20 protein-coding genes are annotated in these 17881 nt (G+C 65.2%); 9 read left to right on the top strand and 11 right to left on the bottom strand.

Annotated elements, in window-relative coordinates; all coding sequences use genetic code 11:
• Positions 1-86 precede the first annotated feature (86 nt).
• On the bottom strand, positions 87-1085 hold the full coding sequence (locus KUW17_RS12330) for a polyprenyl synthetase family protein (protein WP_222479454.1): 999 nt from the start codon (positions 1083-1085) through the stop codon (positions 87-89).
• A gap of 57 nt (positions 1086-1142) precedes the next feature.
• Here KUW17_RS12330 and KUW17_RS12335 point away from each other — a divergent pair, with 57 nt between their 5' ends.
• From KUW17_RS12335 to KUW17_RS12345, 3 genes are all read left to right on the top strand, one after another.
• Positions 1143-1358, top strand: a complete 216-nt coding sequence (locus KUW17_RS12335; protein WP_039181733.1) for a DUF2007 domain-containing protein — start codon at positions 1143-1145, stop codon at positions 1356-1358.
• A 10-nt stretch (positions 1359-1368) separates the two neighbouring features.
• Positions 1369-2136, top strand: coding sequence for a tRNA1(Val) (adenine(37)-N6)-methyltransferase (locus KUW17_RS12340; protein ID WP_222479762.1), 768 nt, complete (start codon positions 1369-1371; stop codon positions 2134-2136).
• 235 nt (positions 2137-2371) lie between these two features.
• A complete protein-coding gene (locus KUW17_RS12345) occupies positions 2372-2545 on the top strand; it encodes a YdcH family protein (RefSeq protein ID WP_222479456.1) in 174 nt (57 codons plus the stop codon).
• Between the two features lie 80 nt (positions 2546-2625).
• Here the strand turns inward: KUW17_RS12345 and KUW17_RS12350 are convergent, their stop codons facing one another.
• Positions 2626-3489: a DMT family transporter gene (locus tag KUW17_RS12350; RefSeq protein ID WP_222479458.1), complete on the bottom strand. Its 864-nt coding sequence runs from the start codon at positions 3487-3489 to the stop codon at positions 2626-2628.
• Complete coding sequence (locus KUW17_RS12355) at positions 3486-4433, bottom strand: transcriptional regulator GcvA (protein WP_222479460.1); 948 nt, start codon at positions 4431-4433, stop codon at positions 3486-3488. The genes KUW17_RS12350 and KUW17_RS12355 overlap by 4 nt, the downstream gene beginning before the upstream one ends.
• 111 nt (positions 4434-4544) lie before the next feature.
• Here KUW17_RS12355 and KUW17_RS12360 point away from each other — a divergent pair, with 111 nt between their 5' ends.
• Positions 4545-4694 carry a hypothetical protein gene (locus tag KUW17_RS12360; RefSeq protein WP_222479463.1) on the top strand — a complete coding sequence of 50 codons (150 nt, stop codon included), beginning with the start codon at positions 4545-4547 and terminating at the stop codon, positions 4692-4694.
• Positions 4695-4773: 79 nt separating this feature from the next.
• Here KUW17_RS12360 and phbB read toward each other — a convergent pair whose 3' ends face one another.
• From phbB to KUW17_RS12400, 8 genes are all read right to left on the bottom strand, one after another.
• Positions 4774-5496 (bottom strand): acetoacetyl-CoA reductase, encoded by a 723-nt coding sequence (gene phbB / locus KUW17_RS12365; protein WP_222479465.1) that lies wholly within the window; start codon positions 5494-5496, stop codon positions 4774-4776.
• A gap of 211 nt (positions 5497-5707) precedes the next feature.
• Complete coding sequence (locus KUW17_RS12370) at positions 5708-6883, bottom strand: acetyl-CoA C-acetyltransferase (RefSeq protein WP_222479467.1); 1176 nt, start codon at positions 6881-6883, stop codon at positions 5708-5710.
• Positions 6884-7361: 478 nt separating this feature from the next.
• The gene (locus KUW17_RS12375; protein WP_222479469.1) at positions 7362-8201 is read right to left on the bottom strand and encodes an EAL domain-containing protein; all 840 of its coding nucleotides are present in this window, start codon (positions 8199-8201) and stop codon (positions 7362-7364) included.
• Positions 8202-8327: 126 nt separating this feature from the next.
• Positions 8328-9260, bottom strand: a complete 933-nt coding sequence (locus KUW17_RS12380) for a sterol desaturase family protein (RefSeq protein ID WP_222479471.1) — start codon at positions 9258-9260, stop codon at positions 8328-8330.
• Complete coding sequence (locus KUW17_RS12385; protein ID WP_222479473.1) at positions 9257-9655, bottom strand: hypothetical protein; 399 nt, start codon at positions 9653-9655, stop codon at positions 9257-9259. Before KUW17_RS12385 ends, KUW17_RS12380 begins: the two co-directional genes overlap by 4 nt.
• 88 nt (positions 9656-9743) lie before the next feature.
• Positions 9744-10088, bottom strand: a complete 345-nt coding sequence (locus KUW17_RS12390; protein ID WP_222479475.1) for a hypothetical protein — start codon at positions 10086-10088, stop codon at positions 9744-9746.
• 91 nt (positions 10089-10179) lie between these two features.
• Positions 10180-10809 carry a DUF4189 domain-containing protein gene (locus tag KUW17_RS12395; RefSeq protein WP_222479477.1) on the bottom strand — a complete coding sequence of 210 codons (630 nt, stop codon included), beginning with the start codon at positions 10807-10809 and terminating at the stop codon, positions 10180-10182.
• Positions 10810-10869: 60 nt separating this feature from the next.
• On the bottom strand, positions 10870-11457 hold the full coding sequence (locus tag KUW17_RS12400; RefSeq protein ID WP_261397171.1) for a TlpA disulfide reductase family protein: 588 nt from the start codon (positions 11455-11457) through the stop codon (positions 10870-10872).
• Here KUW17_RS12400 and argH point away from each other — a divergent pair.
• The 5 genes from argH (at position 11456) to KUW17_RS12425 (ending at position 17857) form a co-directional block, all read left to right on the top strand.
• Positions 11456-12850: an argininosuccinate lyase gene (gene argH / locus KUW17_RS12405; RefSeq protein ID WP_222479481.1), complete on the top strand. Its 1395-nt coding sequence runs from the start codon at positions 11456-11458 to the stop codon at positions 12848-12850. The genes KUW17_RS12400 and argH overlap by 2 nt on opposite strands.
• 50 nt (positions 12851-12900) lie before the next feature.
• Complete coding sequence (locus KUW17_RS12410; protein ID WP_222479483.1) at positions 12901-13080, top strand: hypothetical protein; 180 nt, start codon at positions 12901-12903, stop codon at positions 13078-13080.
• A gap of 92 nt (positions 13081-13172) precedes the next feature.
• Positions 13173-13325 (top strand): hypothetical protein, encoded by a 153-nt coding sequence (locus KUW17_RS12415; protein WP_222479485.1) that lies wholly within the window; start codon positions 13173-13175, stop codon positions 13323-13325.
• Between the two features lie 587 nt (positions 13326-13912).
• Positions 13913-15178, top strand: coding sequence for a diaminopimelate decarboxylase (gene lysA / locus KUW17_RS12420; protein ID WP_222479487.1), 1266 nt, complete (start codon positions 13913-13915; stop codon positions 15176-15178).
• Between the two features lie 48 nt (positions 15179-15226).
• Positions 15227-17857 (top strand): TIGR02302 family protein, encoded by a 2631-nt coding sequence (locus KUW17_RS12425; RefSeq protein ID WP_222479489.1) that lies wholly within the window; start codon positions 15227-15229, stop codon positions 17855-17857.
• The last annotated feature ends 24 nt before the right edge of the window (positions 17858-17881 follow it).

The raw sequence follows: 17881 nt of genomic DNA on the forward strand, positions 1-17881 counted from the left end.
CGGCACGGCCATGCCTATTCACCTTTGTGGAAATACTCCGGGGGTGAGGCCGAAAGGCCGAGGGGGCAGCGCCCCCTGGCCCGGTGTCAATTCAGCCGCGACACCACGTAGTCGGCCAGATCGCTCAGCATGGTGCGGATCTCGTGGTCGGGCAGCACCTCCAACGCAGCCCGCGCCTTGGCGGCCCAGCCATAGGCGTCCTCGCGGGTGGCTTCCAGCGTCTTGTATTTCGCCATCAGCGCCAGCGCCTGCTCCAGGTCTCCGTCTTCCTGCTTGCCCTTCTCGATGGTGCGGGTCCAGAAAGCGCGCTCCTCGTCCGTGGCCTGCGCCACTGCCTTGATCACTGGCAGCGTCAGCTTGCGCTCGCGGAAATCGTCGCCGACGTTCTTGCCGGTTGCCTTGCTGTCGCCCTGGTAGTCCAGCAGGTCATCGGCAATCTGAAAGGCGATCCCCAGCGCGTCGCCGTACTCGAACAGCGCCTTTACTTGATCCTCTGGTGCGCCGGCAATCACCCCGCCCACCTCGGTCGCGGCCGAGAACAGCGCCGCGGTCTTGCCGCGCACCACCTGCAGATAGACCTCCTCGTCGGTCTTCAAGTTCGACGCCGCGGTCATCTGCAGCACCTCGCCCTCGGCAATGGTGGCAGAGGCATTGGCCAGAATATCCAGCACACGCAGGCTTTCCGTCTCCACCATCAGCTGGAAGCTGCGGGCAAACAGGTAATCGCCCACCAGTACTGAGCTCTTGTTGTCCCACAGCAGGTTTGCGGTCGGCCGGCCGCGCCGCTGGGCGCTTTCATCGACCACATCGTCATGCAGCAGGGTGGCGGTGTGGATGAACTCGACCGTCGCCGCCAGTTTCAGGTGATGGTCGCCCTCGTAGCCGCACAGCCGCGCCGCGGCCAGCGTCAGCATCGGCCGCAGCCGCTTGCCCCCCGCCTCGACCAGATGCGCGGTCACCTCGGGAATGCGCGGCGCGTGCTTGGAGGCCATCCGAGTGCGGATCAGCGCGTTCACCGCGTCCAGCTCCTGGCTCAGCGTTGCGGCCAGCATCTCATGCGGTTTCCTGGTCATCACTTGGTCCATCACTTTCCCGCTCGCAAGTCTCGACAAGGGGGACGCCTTGCCCTTAGATCCATCCCCATGAAAGAGCTTCTGCGCAGCACCGATCCGACGATCATGGCCTTTGCCTCCGCCCTCCTTGAGGGTGAGGATATAGACTGCTTTCAAATGGACGTAAATATGAGCATCCTGGAAGGCGGGATCGGAATTTTCCCGCGCCGTCTGATGGTTCACGAGGATGACTACGACGCTGCCGTGATCGTGATGCGCGACAATGAAATCCCGCTTGGCAGATGAGGCCCGTGCGATGACCGGCTTCCGCGAGGATGAGCTGACCCGCAACGGTTTCCTCGGCGGCAGGGTGCAGCTGTGGCAGCCGGTGCGCGGCTACCGCGCCGGGGTGGACCCGGTGCTGCTGGCAGCGGCGGTGCCCGCAAGGGCAGGGGAAGCCGTGCTGGAGCTTGGCTGCGGCGCGGGCCAGGCGCTGCTGTGCCTGGGCGCGCGCGTGCCCGGACTGACGCTGGCCGGAGTGGAGCTGCAGGCGCCTTATGCGGACCTTGCCCGGCGCAACGCCCAAGCCAACGGTCAGGATATCGAAGTTTTCGAGGCCGACCTTTCCGCCCTGCCGGAGGCATTGAAACAGCGCCAGTTCGGCCACGTCATCGCCAACCCACCCTATTACAAGGCCGGCGCCCACAGCCAGGCCCGCGACGACGGCCGCAAGGTTGCACTGGGGGAGGGCACGCCGCTGGCGGACTGGATCGCCGCCGCCGCCCGCCGCCTTGCGCCCAAGGGCTACCTGCACATGATCCAGCGCGCCGACCGGCTGCCGGACATGCTGGCGGGCTGCGGCAGCGTGCTTGGCTCGGTAGAGGTGCTGCCGCTGGCGCCGCGCGAGGCCCGCGCAGCGGAGCTGGTGATCCTGCGCGCGCGCAAGGGCGGGCGGGCGGATTTCCGGCTGCATGCGCCGCTGATTCTGCATGAAGGCGCCCGGCACGAACGCGACGGGGACAGCTACCGGCCCGGAATCCGCGCCGTTCTGCGCGACGCGGCCCCCTTGCCCTGGCCCCTCTGAGGCGCAGTTTTCCGGCGGCGCAAAGTTAGGCGCGCGCTCTGCCGGTTTCAACCTTTGGCGAATCAAAATCAGCTGGTTTCTGCCGGAATGCGCCGCCGCCTGCGGCAAAATGCGCGGCGCATAGCCGATATGAAAATTTCATGACAAAAATAGTGCGGCTGCAGCGTGACAGACGCGTAAACATGTGCTCCACTCTTTCTGTCAAACACATCTAGCTCAATAAAGGAGGGTTGCCATGAGCCTCAGCTCGCATCTGACCGAACTTAAGAAGAAGCACGAGCATCTGAGCATGGAAGTGGAACAGGCCCAACGATCGCCTAGTAGCGACGATCTAGAAATCGCAGCAATGAAAAAGCAGAAGCTGAAGCTGAAGGAAGAGATTACGCGCCTGACAGCCGAAGCAGTCTAAAGAGTTCCCGCCGGTGCGGATAACCGGCACAGCAAAACGGAGGGCCTGCCAGCGCGGCGGCCCTCCTTTCGTTTCCGGAGTTACTTGGTGGCGCTCGCCCGTGCCGCAATCAGCGCGCCGCCAGTGATCAGCGCCGCTGCCAGCGCCAGCCCCCAGGATGCCGCGGCAATCCCCGCCAGCACCAGGATTAGCGTCGACAGCAGTGGCGCAGCGTATGAGCTGGTGCCGAGCATCTGAATGTCGCCCTGCTTGACGCCGATGTCCCAGACATAGAACGCCAGCCCGACAGGGCCGAGCCCCAGCAGCAGGGTCGAGACCCAGCCCAGCGTGCCATCGGGCCACACGGTCTCCTCCAGCGCGAAATGCAGCCCCCAGGAAGCCACGGCAGTGGCCAGGCAGAACACCGCGACCGAACTGGTCGGCGCCCCGCCCACCAGCCGCGACAGCACCGAGTAGCCGGACCATGTCAGCGCACATAAGAGCGCCAGCCCGTAGCCCGGCAGATACTGCGCCTCAAACCCGCCTCCGCCGCCGGAAATGATGGTGGCCGCCCCGGCAAAACCCAAGCCAGCCCCGATCAGATGTCCCGCCTTCAGCTTCTCGCCGGGCAGCAGGCCGGAAAACAGCACGATCAGCAGCGGCCACAAATAGGCGATCAGCCCGGCCTCCGCCGCCGGGGCCAGCCGCAGCGCCGAGAAATAGAGCGCGTGATAGCCGAACAGCCCCAGGGTGCCGAAGAGATAGACCCTCAGCGGCACATGGCGCAGCTGCCCCAGCTTGCCCGCCGCCGCGGTCCAGATCATCCCCAGCGTGCCGCCGATGGTGAAGCACAGCGCATTCAGCAGCAGCGGCGGGGTTGGTTCCGAGCCGACGGTCAAAAGCGCCAGCAGCGCCCACAGCAATACAGCGATGAAACCGATGGCGGTCGCACGGGTCTTGGTCATTGGGATTGCAGATCCTGAATCGGGATAATCTTGATGTCGCCCCACATATGCGCGGTTTTCTCGATCTCCGCAAAGTACCACTCGCGGAAGGCTGCGATCTGCGGCCGGTCCTTGGCTTCCGGTAGGCACAGGAAGCGGAACCGCGCGTCTGACTGGATGGCGATCTTGAAGGGGGCCACCAGCCGCCCCTCCCGCACGTCCTTGATGATCAGCGGCCGCCGCCCCAGCGCAACGCCCAGCCCTGCGCAGGCCGCATCGATGGCATGATCGGGGGCGGAAAAATGGGTGCCGCTGGTGGGGGTGAAGCCAACCCCCGCCGCCTGGAACCAGGTCGGCCAGTCGCAGCCCGGGGCCACCTTGCTGATGGAATCGTCAAAGATCAGCGGCGCCCCCATCAGCGACTCGGGGGTGGGAAACTGTTCATGCAGTTCTGGCGTCATCACCGGCGTCAGCCAGTCCGGCCGGGTGCCATAGGAGGCGAGTCCCGCGTCATCCGACACCCCGAAACGGATCGCCACATCTACATCGCCGCGGCGCAGGTCCACCACCTTGAGCGACGCCGACAGCCGCAGCTCGATCTCCGGATGGCTGCGGGCAAATTCGAACAGCCGCGGCGCCAGCCATTTTGCCGTCAGCGCGGGCCCTGCGGTCACCGTCAGCGTGGTTTCGTCCAAGAGCCGCCGGGTGTCCTGCCAGGCCTGGCTCAGCAGGCGGAACCCCTCGTCCGCGCCGGGCGCCAGCGTCCGGCCCGCCTCGGTCAGCTCCACCGCGCGGTTCAGGCGGCGGAACAGCGGCTGTCCCAGATGCTCCTCAAGCGATTTGATCTGAAAGGACAGCGCGGCAGGGGTCACGTTCAGCTCCTCCGCCGCCTTGGCAAAGGACATGTGGCGGGCTGCAGCGTCAAAGGCGCGCAAGGCAGTGAGAGGGGGCAGGCGGTCAGACATTTCACATAAGTATACCTTAACTGAAGCTCTGCAAAGTCTCGTTTGTCACTTTGACGGAACGTCCTCATATTGGGTCCAGGTAAAGGATACTGATCCGAAAGGAGGCCTGAAATGCTGGAATATTCTGCTGATGCCGCCGTGAAGTCCGCCATGGCCCGCGCCCACGATGAACGCGGCCAGGCGCTGAAACGGGCCTGGACCTGGCTGTTCGGCAAGCGCCCGGTGCCAGCCCTCCGCCCCAAGGTTTCCCGCTGGGCCTGAGCGCGCAAGCGTCCTTACGGGATAGGAAAAGGGCCGGTCCATCTGGACCGGCCCTTGCCGTTTCTGCTGATGAATTGGATCAGACGAAGAACTGCGCGCCGTTGGCGGAAATGGTCGAGCCGTTGATGAAGCCCGAGTCGTCGGACGCCAGGAAAGCCACGCAGCGGGCAATCTCTTCCGGCTCGCCCAGGCGGCCGGCCGGGATCTGGCCGATGATCGCTTCGCGCACCTTCTCCGGCACCGCCATCACCATCTCGGTGGCGATATAGCCGGGGCAGACCGCGTTGGCGGTGATGCCGGCGCGGGCGCCTTCCTGGGCCAGCGACTTCACGATGCCCAGGTCGCCTGCCTTGGTGGCGGCATAGTTCACCTGCGCGAACTGGCCTTTCTGGCCGTTGATCGAGGAGATCACGATGACGCGGCCGAACTTGCGCTCGCGCATGCCGGGCCAGATCGGGTGCACGGTGTTGAAGACGCCGGTCAGGTTGGTGTCGATCACCTCCTGCCACTGCTGCGGCGTCATCTTGTGGAACGGCGCGTCGCGGGTGATGCCGGCATTGGCCACCACGATGTCGATCGGGCCCATTTCCTCTTCGACCTTGGCGATGCCCGCAGCGCTGTCCTCATAGCTGCCGACGTTCCACTTGTAGGTCTTGATGCCGGTTTCCTCGGTGAATTTAGCCGCGGCTTCGTCATTGCCGGCATAGGTCGCAGCGACGTTGCAGCCCTGCGCCTTCAGCGCCTGGGAAATTGCTGCGCCGATGCCGCGGGAACCGCCGGTGACGAGTGCAGTACGTGCCATTCGAGAATCCTCCAGTATTGGTCACTTGGTAATCTTGCTACAGTTTTCACTGCCGGGGAGCAACAATATTGCGCAGGGCATTCGCTGCGGTGCCGCGTAAAAATTGTCGCACCCGCCGCGCAGGTCTTGCTGCAGTTGCATTATAGCCTTTGATTGTAAAAGAAAAAGGACGCCGCGAGGGCGTCCTTCACTTTTTGCGGTTTTGCGCCGATTACGGGCGCTCAACGCACATCGCAACGCCCATGCCGCCACCGATGCAAAGGGTGGCCAGGCCTTTTTTGGCGCCGCGGCGCTTCATTTCGAACAGCAGGGTGTTCAGCACCCGGCAGCCGGAAGCGCCGATCGGGTGGCCGATGGCGATGGCGCCGCCGTTCACGTTGACAATCGACGGATCCCAGCCCATGTCCTTGTTCACGGCGCAGGCCTGAGCGGCAAAGGCTTCGTTGGCTTCGACCAGATCCAGGTCATTGACCGACCAGCCGGCCTTTTCCAGCGCCTTGCGGGAGGCATAGACCGGGCCGACGCCCATGATCGACGGGTCCAGGCCCGCGGTGGCATAGGAGGCGATGCGGGCCAGCGGCTCAATGCCGCGGCGCTCGGCCTCATCGGCGCTCATCAGCAGGGTGGCGGCGGCGCCGTCGTTCAGGCCGGAGGCGTTGGCCGCGGTGACCGAGCCGTCCTTGGTGAAGGCCGGGCGCAGCTTCTGCATCGCTTCGATGGTGGCGCCATGACGGATGTACTCGTCCTGATCCACCACGATGTCGCCCTTGCGGGTCTTGACGGTGAAGGCGGCGATCTCATCGGCGAACTTGCCAGCCTTCTGCGCTGCTTCCGCCTTGTTCTGCGAAGCAACCGCAAACTCGTCCTGCATGTCGCGGGAGATCTGCCACTGTTCGGCCACGTTTTCGGCGGTCTGGCCCATGTGGTAGCCGTTGAAGGCGTCCCACAGCCCGTCGCGGATCATGGTGTCGATGTATTTCATGTCGCCCATCTTGTGGCCGGCGCGCAGATGCGCGGCATGGGGGGACAGGGTCATGTTCTCCTGGCCGCCGGCCGCCACGATGGAGGCGTCACCCAGCTGGATGTGCTGTGCACCCAGCGCCACGGCGCGCAGGCCGGAACCGCAGACCTGGTTGATGCCCCAGGCGGCGCTTTCCTTGGGCAGGCCTGCGTTGATGTGCGCCTGGCGGGCCGGGTTCTGGCCCTGGGCCGCGGTCAGCACCTGGCCGAGGATGGTCTCGGACACCTCGGATTTATCCACGCCGGCGCGTTCCACCACGGCTTCCAGCACCGCAGCGCCCAGGTCATGGGCCGGGGTGTTGGCGAACGAGCCGCCAAAGGAGCCGACGGCGGTGCGCGCGGCGGATGCGATTACAACATTGGTCATTGATTTCTGGTCCTCTGCCATCAATTCAGGTCTCACGGCGAGCGCCGCGCAAACAAATATGCGGTGTTTGCGCAAGAATCTTTCCCGAGTCCTGCGGGTGCCGACATAATCTATTGCTGCACCTGCAGCAATTGACAGCCTGTCTCAGGCGGGGCGGAAGAGTCAACCGCGAGATACGCCATGGCTTGCAGGATTTCCGTCAGCCGGGGCGGGCGGGCGGCAAAACGGCCGGGGCCGCCGCAGCCAGTGACCGGGTGGGCTGCCGGAAAGCCTATGGGAAAACATCGGGTTGGCCGCAGGCGGGATAGGCGGTGCCAGCCTCAAACTGCAGTTGGCGGCGCGTTTTTGATACGCTGATACCCGCTCAGCCGGTCAGCGGGGCGGGCCAGGGCTTGGGCCGCGGCTGCGGCGGCAGGCCGCACGGCACAGTTCGCGCTGGCAGGCGATGTCGCCCCGCGCGTTGGCCCCGGCGCGGCGCCTAGCCGGCTTTCTTGCCCTGCTTCATGTCCTCGATCCAGGGCGGCGAGACCGAGGGCGCGCCGAACAAGTAGCCCTGCAGGCAGTCGACGCCGTTTTCCACCAGAAACTCCGCGTCCTCGCGGCTTTCGACTGATTCCGCGACCACGAACATGTCGAACTGCTTGGCAATGCCGATCAGGGCGCGGACAACCGACTGGTTGTCGTGGCTGGCGTGGATGCCGCGCACGAACTGGCCGTCGATCTTGACCGCGTCGAAGAAGAACTGGCGGAAATGCCCGATCGCGGTGGTGCTGGCGCCGAAGTTGTCGAGCGCGAAGGAGATCCCGTGCGGCTGCATCCGGCCCATGAAATCGGTGACCAGCTCCGGCGCCGCCATGGCAGAGGCCTCGGTGATTTCCAGCACCAGCCGTTCGCCCAGCGTGGCGTCGCGTTTCAGGAAGCGGTCCAGCACTTTGTTCCAGCGCTGATAGCCGATTGAGCGGGCGGACATGTTCACCGACAGGCGGATCTGCGGATATTTCTCCAGCGCCCGCAGCCCGTGCTGCAGCGCCAGGCAGTCCATTTCGCGGCCGATTTCCTTGTCCTCGACCACATGGATGAATTCGCGCGCGGGGATCACCCGGCCGGTTGGATCCAGCACCCGGATGTAGCCCTCGTAAAAGGCGACGCCGTGCGGCGGCATCGCCTGCATGATGGGCTGATAGGCCAGCACGGTTTGATTGTGGCGCACAGCCTCCGCGACCATGTCCAGGGTCGACCGGTCGCGGCCCGCAACCGCCGCGTTCAGCGGGCTTTCGGCGCCTTCGGGAAGATCTGCCATCGCATGTCGTTTGCTCATGTGTTTCCGGGACCCTGTTTGCGGCAAGATTGGGGGCAGTATGATGCTCCCGGCAGCCTGCCGCAAAAGGGTTGAGGCAGGATTAAAGATCGAATTTGAATGATCTGCCCGCGGCGGCGCCGGCGGTCAGCCGCCGAAGCCGGGGGTGCCCGCATCCTCGGGGTGGCGCGCCAGATGCGCGGCCTTGATCCCGGCCGAGGTGTCGCGGCTGCCGTCGTGGCTGTAGCCGGGCGGCGCAAAGGCATAAAGCAACCGCTGCTTCAGGGTCAGGCCGGGCTGGCTCATGTCCTTGAAAATGCCCGCCCATTCATGGAAGGCGACGCGCAGCGGATTGAAGGTGGCGATGTTATGGACCAGGCCGTAATCGGGGCGGTCGTGGTCCTGCTCCGGCACGAAGGTGCCGAACATCTTGTCCCAGATGATGAAGACGCCGGCATAGTTGCAGTCCAGGTAGCGCGGGTTCCTGCCATGGTGGGCGCGGTGGTGGCTGGGGGTGTTCATCACCGCCTCGAACCAGCGCGGCAGGCGTGTGACCGCTTCGGTGTGGATCCAGAACTGGTAGATCAGGTTCAGCCCGCCGCAGAACAGCACCAGCGCCGGGTGGAACCCCAGCAGCACCATCGGCGCCTTCACGATCATCATGAAGGTAAAGGTGCCGGTCCAGGTCTGCCGCAGGGCGGTGGTCAGGTTGTAGTGCTGGCTGGAGTGGTGATTCACATGGGACGCCCAGACCCAGCGCACCCGGTGGCCGAACCGGTGCACCCAGTAATAGCGCAGGTCATCCAGCACGAAGCAGGCCAGCAATGCCCAGACCGAGGTTCCCATGTCCAAGGGCGTCAGCTGCCACAGGAACATGAACAGCGCCCAGGCGACGAAACCCAGCAACAGCCCCTCGGCAACGCTGCCAGCCCCCATGATCAATGAGGTCACGGCATCGCGGGTCTCGTACCGGCCGCCGCGCTTTTTCAGGGCGATCCACAGGAACTCAGCCAGGATCGCGGCAATGAAGAACGGCACCGCCAGCTGGGTCGCATCGGGGTAATGGACGGGATCGGTCATGCGGCCTCCGCTGCGGTAGCAATCTGCGCCAGCCAGGTTCGGCGTTCGCGCTCCGGCAAGGGCAGCGAGAGGCCGGGGGCCGCGAAGTCATTGAAATCAAAGCGCAGACCGGTGCCGGTTTCGCGGACCTGGCCGACGGCCAGATGGCGGCCAACGGTGTCGGCGCCAAAGGCCCAGAGCAGCCCTGGCCCGCCTTCGGTCTGCACCAGCGCGGCCCGTCCGCTGGCGGCGGGCAGCACGGTGATCACACTGTCCCCGGGAAAGTGGCGCAGCCAGGCGGCGCGGGCGCTGGCAGCGGTCAGAACCACCTGCCGGGAACACCCGGTCAGATGCAGCAGCACGGCAATTCCAGATATCCCGCCCAGAACCAGGGCCAGCAGCAGTTCCAGCGGCATCGCGTCCTCCCGCAGGCAGACTGGCGGCCCGCCGGGAAGCTGTCAAAGGTGGCGTGGGGTCAAGCAGTCAGGCGAAGGGCGGTGCTGCCTAGTCCGGCGCCGTGACTGCGTGATGGTACTGCGGCAGCACTTCCATTTGCACCACCCGTTCGACAAAGGGCACCAGCCCCTCCGGCCCGGAGGCGCGGTCCTTGAGGTGGATGCAGACATCGGGCCTGAGCGACGCGATGATGCCGATCAGATCGCCGCGGATCTGGTCGTCCAGCCCGGCCCCCATGATCACGCAGCCGATGCGCGGCTCGGTTTCCAGCTGGCGCACCACTTCGGAATGGTCATGCGCGCCCAGCCATTGGATCGGCAGATGGTCCAGCTGCTCGGCCACATTGCCGATCACATGCGGCAGCTTTCCGATCAGTAACACAACAGGTTTCATATCACTCTCCACCATACAGCCGGGCACCCTGTGCGGGCGCCCCTCGGTTAAAGGGTAGTGCGAAAGTCTGCCGGGTCAGTCCCTGCTGCTGTTATGACTTGGTCACATGTATTACTCGACAAGTGAGGTCTTCTGCTTCAATGACATTCCGTACGATATGCGCAGAAGTATCACTGTTCATCTGTTCGACTTTTGATTCGCAGGCCCGTATAGCTGACGTTTTCGCTTCGATTTCAGAAGCATATCCCCAGCTATACCCAGGCGCTCCGTACCCGGACGTTGCGAAAGCACCATATTTGCCGGCTTTTTGGCTCTGCTGGTACTTTTTGAAGTAGCGGTTCCCGGTTTGGCTCAGAGTGATACCCTCTCCGGTTGCCGGGTGCTTGGGGCCAACGGTGGCGTAAAGTTTGCAAAGAGAGGGATCTTGGGATTTCAGGACACAAGATTTCTTGGCGCTTTGCTTGGCCATCGCCATGTTTGGGGCGTTCCAAAACTCGGCGGCTATGTCTTCTTGCAAGTTGACATACAGGGCACCATAGAAGTCAGCATTTTTTTTGAAGTAGCCGAACTCTCTTTTAACGCCGCCCTTTAAACGTTCATCGGAATGAATGGTGAGTTTGGGTCGAAAACCTTCAAGCAAAATCTCTTCTGCCCAAGCGCCGACGGAAACTGAAAGAAATGCAGCTGTGGTCAATGCGGTTTTTAAGAAGTGCTTTTCCAAAGTAGTCTCCTGGAGCCGGTATTCCGGCCCCAAGCTACTCAATTGAATTTCAAGCGCAAGCTACTTTGAGGCGATCATCGCCTTCAAAATCGCCTTGGCACTGTCAGAGTTCCACTCGGCATCGCCCAAGAGCCGCGCCACCTCGTTGCCGTCACGGTCCAGCAGCACCGTGATGGGCAGACCGATCACCGCCATCTCCCGCGCCAGCGCCTGTTGCGGGTCCTGGTGGCGGGGCAGGCTGTTGATGCCGTTCTCGTCAAAGAATTTCTGGATGCCTGCCGGAGAATTGCGCCCTGTCGCGATGGTCAGCACCTGGAAATCCTCGCCGCCAAACTCCTGCTGCAGCTCCTCCAGCTGCGGCATTTCCTTGCGGCAGGGGGCGCACCAGGTGGCCCAGAAGTTCAATAGCACGATCTTGCCCTGGTAATCTCCCAGGGTTGCGGTGCCCTGTTCGTCCTCCAGGTTGAAGGCTGTGGCGGAAACCGGCTTGGGCTCGGCATGCACCACCAGTTTCTTCATCGAGCCGTCGCGCAGCGCTTCCAGCTGCGCCTGATCCGCCGCAAAGGCGGCATTTGCACCCAAGGTCAGGGCCATATAAAGGGAAAGCTGACGAAACAGACGCATATTATCTCCGGGGTTCCACACCATGACAGATCAATCCTCGAACCAGATGTGGGGCGGCCGCTTTGCCGCTGGCCCGGACGCGATCATGGAGGCGATCAACGCCTCGATCGGGTTCGACAAGCGGATGGCAGCACAGGACATTGCCGGCTCCAGGGCCCATGCGGCGATGCTGGCCGCCACAGGCGTCATTACGGATAATGATGCTGAGGCCATTCGGGAAGGGCTGCTCACCGTTTTGTCAGAGATCGAGGGCGGAACCTTCCAGTTTTCCACAGCACTTGAAGACATCCACATGAATGTGGAGGCCCGCCTGAAGGAGATCATCGGCGAGCCTGCGGGCCGCCTGCATACCGGCCGCAGCCGCAATGACCAGGTCGCAACCGATTTCAAACTCTGGGTGCGCGACCAGCTGGACGCAGCCGAAAGCGGCCTCTTGGCGCTGATCCGCGCGCTTCTGTCGCAGGCCGAGGCCGGCGCCGATTGGGTGATGCCGGGCTTCACCCATCTGCAGACCGCGCAGCCGGTGACCTGGGGCCACCATATGATGGCTTACGTCGAGATGTTCGGCCGCGATCTGTCCCGCGTCCGCGACGCCCGCGCGCGCATGAACGAATCGCCGCTGGGCGCAGCGGCGCTGGCCGGCACCTCCTTCCCGATCGACCGGGAGATGACGGCATCGGCGCTGGGCTTTGACCGCCCCGCCGCCAACTCTCTGGATGCGGTTTCCGACCGCGACTTCGCGCTGGAATTCCTCAGCACCGCCTCGATCAGCGCCGTGCACCTGTCGCGCTTTGCCGAGGAGCTGGTGATCTGGTCCTCCGCCCAGTTCCGCTTCGTGACGCTCAGCGACCGCTTCTCCACCGGTTCTTCGATCATGCCGCAGAAGAAGAACCCGGATGCGGCTGAGCTGATCCGCGCCAAGGTGGGCCGGATCTTTGGCGCCAACACCGCGCTGATGATGGTGATGAAAGGCCTGCCGCTGGCCTATTCCAAGGACATGCAGGAAGACAAGGAGCAGGTCTTCGATGCAGCCGACAACTGGATGCTGGCACTGGCGGCGATGGAAGGCATGGTCAAGGACATGACCGGCAACCGCGAGTCGCTGGCCGCTGCGGCGGGCTCCGGCTTCTCCACCGCCACCGACCTGGCCGACTGGCTGGTGCGGGTGCTGAAGGTGCCGTTCCGCGATGCCCATCACGTGACCGGCACCCTGGTTGCGATGGCCGAGCAGCGCGGCTGCGACCTGCCGGACCTTTCGCTGGCGGACATGCAGGGCGTGCACGCAGGCATCACCGAGGACATCTTCTCTGTGCTCGGCGTCGAAAACTCGGTAAACTCGCGTATGTCTTACGGCGGCACCGCGCCCGCCCAGGTGCGCGCGCAGATCGCCCGCTGGAAAGAGGTGCTGGCAGGCTGAGCCCGCAAGGGCCGCCCGTTGAAGGCCGGATCTCGGCAAGGAGGCAGACAATGCGCAACATGATCTTTGCTTTGCTGGGGCTGATGGTGCTGTCCGCCTGCGGGGCGGACGGCGAGCCGGTGCAGCCGACCCTGAACGCAGGTGTTGGCGTCGGCAGCGGCGGCGGCGTCCACGTCGGCGGCGCTGTGGGACTGCACAAGGGGCCGCTCAGCGTCTTTCTGGGCTTCTAGCGCCCGGCGCCCTTGATGCAGCGCAGCTGAACAACCACTTCAGAACCGCCCCCGCCGCTGTGCCGGGGCGGTTTTCATTTGAGGATGTTGCGATGAAAACAACGTTTGCTGTGCTGGCCCTTATTGGCCTGGCGGCCTGTGAAACCGGCGCGCCGGCGGCAAACCCGCCGCAAAAGCATGAACCCGCGGCAACCGGTATCAAAGTGTCCGGTTATGCCCGCGCCGGGGTGTCCGGAACGTTCTAAAAAACACAGATAATGGCCGGAGCGGGTATCTTTCCCGTCCGGTTGCAGCCTGCTTTGGTGTGTTCCGTATCTGATATGCTGAACATCAGCAGTTAGGAGTGGCGGCGCCGCCAAGGGGCGGAGGTGGGACGGGAGGGTTTCTCCCGCACGCGAAACGTCGTCTGTGCGTGCCCGTGCCAATGGGCCCTGTTCCAAAGTGCCGGGTTTGTCAGGCCCGGCGGTGATCGCGATCAGAGGTTACTATGCCAACCCGGGCTTAATATGCCGTGACAGCGGCGTGCGCCGGATGCGCAACACCACAGGCGCCGCGTGTGCCGCTGATGCCGCGCAGTGAGTATTTTTGGAAAGATGAAGGCGCAGGCCCGGTGTTTTCATCTTTCCCCAAATACTCAAATACTGCCGCCCGCGCGGAACGGAACGCCAGCGGGGGATGCGGCCCGCCGCGCACCAGCGCGGCGGCGGGCCCAACCGGCGGGGGCGCATCTTTGATGCGTCTGCGGCGGGCGGGAGAGCCGCTTTGTTTCCGGCAAGGCGCGCGGGTCGGAATCATTTGATCCATCTGCCCCTTTTGCCCTAAACGCGGGGTCATGGATCATTTTCTCTACCGTGACGGCGCGCTCTGCGCCGAAGACGTTCCCATCTCCGAGATCGCCGCGGCGGTGGGCACCCCGTTCTATGTCTATTCCACCGCCACCCTCTTGCGCCATTTCCGCCTGTTCGACGAGGCGCTGGAAGGCACCGACCACCTGGTCTGCTTTGCGATGAAAGCGGCCTCCAACCAGGCGATCCTGAAGACCCTGGCGCAGGCAGGCGCGGGCATGGACGTTGTCAGTCAGGGCGAATACCTGCGCGCCAAGGCGGCAGGCGTGCCGGGTGACAGGATCGTGTTTTCCGGCGTCGGCAAGACGGCAGAGGAAATCCGCACAGCTCTGACCGGCGGTATCCGCCAGTTCAACGTGGAATCCGAGCCGGAAATGGAAGTGATCAGCGCCGTGGCTGTGGAACTGGGCGCAGTGGCCCCGGTCACCATCCGGGTCAATCCGGACGTGGACGCCAAGACCCACGCCAAGATCGCCACCGGAAAATCCGAGAACAAGTTCGGCATCCCGATTGCCCGCGCCCGCGAGGTCTACGCCCGCGCTGCCGCGCTGCCGGGGCTGGAGGTGGTGGGGATCGACGTCCATATCGGGTCGCAGCTGACCGATCTGGAGCCGTTCCGTCTGGCCTATCAGAAGGTGGCCGAGCTGACGGAAACCTTGCGCGCCGATGGCCACGATATCCGCCGCCTCGACCTGGGCGGCGGGCTTGGCATTCCTTATGAGCGCTCCAATTCGGCACCGCCCCTACCGGTGGAGTACGGCCAGATGGTCAAGGAGACTCTGGGCCACCTGGGATGCGAAATCGAGATCGAGCCGGGGCGGCTGATCGCGGGCAACGCGGGCCAGCTGGTGTCGAAAGTGATCTATGTGAAATCGGGCGAGGGGCGCGATTTCCTGATCCTGGATGCCGCGATGAACGACCTGATCCGCCCGGCGATGTATGAGGCGCATCACGACATCATCCCTGTGCAGGAACCTGCGGCAGGCACCGAAAGCCAGCCCTATGACATCGTCGGCCCGGTCTGCGAAACCGGCGATACCTTTGCCAAGCAGCGCGATCTGCCGCCGCTTGCTGCCGGCGATCTGGTCTCCTTCCGCAGCGCCGGCGCCTATGGCGCGGTGATGGCGAGCGAGTACAATTCGCGCCCGCTGATCCCCGAAGTGCTTGTGCACGGGGATCAATTCGCGGTTATTCGCCGGCGGCCGGACTATGAAGAGATGATAAACCGCGATACCATCCCGGAGTGGCTCTGAAGCGATCCGGGCGCGATCCGGCGCGGGCCATCAGATCATGAGGCCCGAATGCCCTTTCTTCGCCGAACTGACCGCCGGGCCGGCCAGCAGGCCGATCCGGTTCTGAAACAGCTGGGCTGGCCCCTGCGCCTGACGCGGGCCGGGCTGGTGGCGGAACGTGCCTTGCGCGCCTTCTGGCCGCTGGCCTCGGTGCTGATGGCGGCGCTGGCGGCGCTGATGCTGGGGCTGCACCAGATGCTGCCGGAGCGGTTGGTCTGGACCGGCGCGATGGCGGTGCTGATTGCCGCCACTGCGGCGCTGGGGCGGGGCCTCTGGCGCTTTCGCTGGCCCAGCCGGGCCGCGGCGCTGGAGCGGCTTGACAGCACCCTGCCGGGCCGCCCGGTCACCGCACTCTTGGACACCCAGGCCATCGGCGCAGAGGATGCCGCCTCAGCCGCGCTGTGGCGGGCGCACCAGCGCCGGATGGCCGCAGCTGCGGCCAAGGCCAGAGCGCCGGCGCCTGATCTGAATATTGCGTCCAATGATCCCTACGCCCTGCGCTATATGGCCGGGCTGCTGCTGGCGGTGGCGGTGCTGTTCGGCTCGATCTGGCAGGTGGCCGCGGTGAAGGACTTGGGTTCGGGCAGCGGTGCCGCGCTGAACGGCCCGGCGTGGGAGGGCTGGGCGGAGCCGCCCGCCTACACCCGGCTGCCGGTGCTTTACCTGAACGACCAGGACGGCGGCCTTCTGCATCTGCCGGAAGGCAGCCGCGTGACCCTGCGGTTCTATGGCGAGGCAGGAGCGCTTGAGCTGGCGGAAAGTGTGTCGGGCCAGGGCGGAGGCGAACCGGAAACCCCTCAGGCCGCTATGGAGTTTGACGTCGCCCGCAGCGGCGCCGTCTCAATCGAAGGCAGCGGCGGCCGCAGCTGGCAGGTGGAAGTGATCCCCGACAGCCCGCCCAAGGTGGCGGTTGCGGGCCAGCCGGAACTGGAAAACGACGGCTACACCTCGCTGGCCTTTGCTGCGCGCGATGACTACGGCGTTGCCGCCGGGCAGGTGCGGATCACGCTGGACCTGCCAGCGGTGGAGCGGAGCCACGGTCTGGCCGCCGCCCCGGACCCGCGCGAGGCGCTGGTGCTGGATCTGCCGCTGCCCCTGTCCGGTTCGCGCAAGGAATTCACCGAGAAGCTGATCGAGGATTTCGCCGAGCATCCCTGGGCCAACCTGCCTGTGGTCTTCACCTTTTCCGCGGTGGATGAAGCGGGGCAGTCCGCAGCCGCCGCGGGCTTTGGCGCCAGCCTTCTGACCCGCCGCTTCTTTGATCCGCTGGCCGCTGCGGTGATCGAACAGCGCCGCGACCTGTTGTGGACGCGCGCCAATGCGCCGCGGGTGGCCCAGATCCTGCGCACCCTGTCGCACCGGCCGGAGGGGCTCTACCGCGATTACGGCGATTACCTTCGGCTGCGCACCATCCTGCGGCGGCTGGAAAGCTATACCGTGAAGGGCACGATCCCGGAACCGCGGCAGGAGGAGATCGCCGCTGCGCTGTGGGACCTGGCGATCCAGCTGGAAGAGGGCGATGTCGGCGACGCGCTGGAGCGGATGCAGCGGGCGCAGGAGCGGCTGAGCCAGGCGATGCGCGACGGAGCAAGCGACCAGGAGATCGCCCGGCTGATGCAGGAGCTGCGCGAAGCGACCCAGGACTACCTGCGCCAGCTTAGCCGCCAGGCCGAGGCCAACGGCGAGATGATGGACCCGGGCGAGATGTCCGGGGATATGATGACCCTCAGCCAGGACGACCTGCAGGCGATGATGGACCGCATCCAGGAGCTGATGGAGCAGGGCCGCATGGCCGAGGCCGAACAGGCGCTGCGCGAGTTTCAGCAGATGATGGAGAACATGCGGATGACCCGCTCGCAGCAGGGCCAGGGCCAGGGCGATGAGGGCCGCCAGGCGATGGAGGGGCTGGCCGAGACCCTGCGCGAGCAGCAGGGGCTGTCGGATGAGGCGTTCCGCGACCTGCAGGAGCAGTTCAACCCCGGCGCCCGCAGCGGCGAGAGCCAGGGCAACGAGGGCCGCGACGGCGGATTGGGCCGCGGCCAGAGCCATCAGGGCGGCCAGGGCGGTGACAGCGGCCAGGACGGCCAGGGCGGCGAAGGGGCACAGAGCCGCAATCCCGATGGCCAGGGCGGCAACGGGCGCGAACAGTTGGGGCAGGGCGGATCGCTGGCGGACCGCCAGCAGGCCCTGCGCCAGCAGCTGCAGCAGCAGCGCGACGGGCTGCCCTACCTGGGCGGCGAGGCCGGTGACGCCGCGCGCGAGGCGCTGGACCGCGCAGGTCGCGCCATGGAGGGGGCGGAGGATGCGCTGCGCGGCGGCGACAATGCCGAAGCCATCGACCGCCAGTCCGACGCGATGGAGGCATTGCGCGAGGGCATGCGCAGCCTTGGCGAGGCGCTGGCGCAGCGCGATGACGGGCAGCGCAACGGCCAGGGGCAGCCTTCCGCCACCGCGCAGGGCGAAAGGCTGGATCCGCTGGGCCGCGGCAACGGCACCGTGGATGACGGCGGCAAGGTGGGCGAGGGCAATGCCTACCGCCGCGCCTGGGATCTTCTGGAGGACATCCGCCGCCGCGCCGGCGAGCGCGAACGCAGCGAGCGCGAGCGCAGCTACCTGCAGCGGCTGCTGGACCGTTTCTGAGCCCCGGCAACTGGCCGCCCCTGC

It is taken from the genome of Leisingera aquaemixtae (genome assembly GCF_019801145.1).
In the GTDB taxonomy this organism is placed as follows: domain Bacteria; phylum Pseudomonadota; class Alphaproteobacteria; order Rhodobacterales; family Rhodobacteraceae; genus Leisingera; species Leisingera aquaemixtae_A.

Excerpts from the sequence above, each read along its gene's own strand:
- phbB (WP_222479465.1), bottom strand. The coding sequence starts at position 5,496 with ATGGCACGTACTGCACTCGTCACCGGCGGTTCCCGCGGCATCGGCGCA.
- KUW17_RS12350 (WP_222479458.1), bottom strand. The coding sequence starts at position 3,489 with ATGACCAAGACCCGTGCGACCGCCATCGGTTTCATCGCTGTATTGCTG.
- KUW17_RS12340 (WP_222479762.1), top strand. The coding sequence starts at position 1,369 with ATGACCGGCTTCCGCGAGGATGAGCTGACCCGCAACGGTTTCCTCGGC.
- KUW17_RS12385 (WP_222479473.1), bottom strand. The coding sequence starts at position 9,655 with ATGCCGCTGGAACTGCTGCTGGCCCTGGTTCTGGGCGGGATATCTGGA.
- KUW17_RS12370 (WP_222479467.1), bottom strand. The coding sequence starts at position 6,883 with ATGACCAATGTTGTAATCGCATCCGCCGCGCGCACCGCCGTCGGCTCC.
- KUW17_RS12345 (WP_222479456.1), top strand. The coding sequence starts at position 2,372 with ATGAGCCTCAGCTCGCATCTGACCGAACTTAAGAAGAAGCACGAGCAT.
- KUW17_RS12360 (WP_222479463.1), top strand. The coding sequence starts at position 4,545 with ATGCTGGAATATTCTGCTGATGCCGCCGTGAAGTCCGCCATGGCCCGC.
- KUW17_RS12330 (WP_222479454.1), bottom strand. The coding sequence starts at position 1,085 with ATGGACCAAGTGATGACCAGGAAACCGCATGAGATGCTGGCCGCAACG.
- KUW17_RS12335 (WP_039181733.1), top strand. The coding sequence starts at position 1,143 with ATGAAAGAGCTTCTGCGCAGCACCGATCCGACGATCATGGCCTTTGCC.
- KUW17_RS12400 (WP_261397171.1), bottom strand. The coding sequence starts at position 11,457 with ATGGTGTGGAACCCCGGAGATAATATGCGTCTGTTTCGTCAGCTTTCC.
- KUW17_RS12390 (WP_222479475.1), bottom strand. The coding sequence starts at position 10,088 with ATGAAACCTGTTGTGTTACTGATCGGAAAGCTGCCGCATGTGATCGGC.
- lysA (WP_222479487.1), top strand. The coding sequence starts at position 13,913 with ATGGATCATTTTCTCTACCGTGACGGCGCGCTCTGCGCCGAAGACGTT.
- KUW17_RS12375 (WP_222479469.1), bottom strand. The coding sequence starts at position 8,201 with ATGAGCAAACGACATGCGATGGCAGATCTTCCCGAAGGCGCCGAAAGC.
- KUW17_RS12380 (WP_222479471.1), bottom strand. The coding sequence starts at position 9,260 with ATGACCGATCCCGTCCATTACCCCGATGCGACCCAGCTGGCGGTGCCG.
- KUW17_RS12415 (WP_222479485.1), top strand. The coding sequence starts at position 13,173 with ATGAAAACAACGTTTGCTGTGCTGGCCCTTATTGGCCTGGCGGCCTGT.
- KUW17_RS12410 (WP_222479483.1), top strand. The coding sequence starts at position 12,901 with ATGCGCAACATGATCTTTGCTTTGCTGGGGCTGATGGTGCTGTCCGCC.
- KUW17_RS12425 (WP_222479489.1), top strand. The coding sequence starts at position 15,227 with ATGCCCTTTCTTCGCCGAACTGACCGCCGGGCCGGCCAGCAGGCCGAT.
- argH (WP_222479481.1), top strand. The coding sequence starts at position 11,456 with ATGACAGATCAATCCTCGAACCAGATGTGGGGCGGCCGCTTTGCCGCT.
- KUW17_RS12355 (WP_222479460.1), bottom strand. The coding sequence starts at position 4,433 with ATGTCTGACCGCCTGCCCCCTCTCACTGCCTTGCGCGCCTTTGACGCT.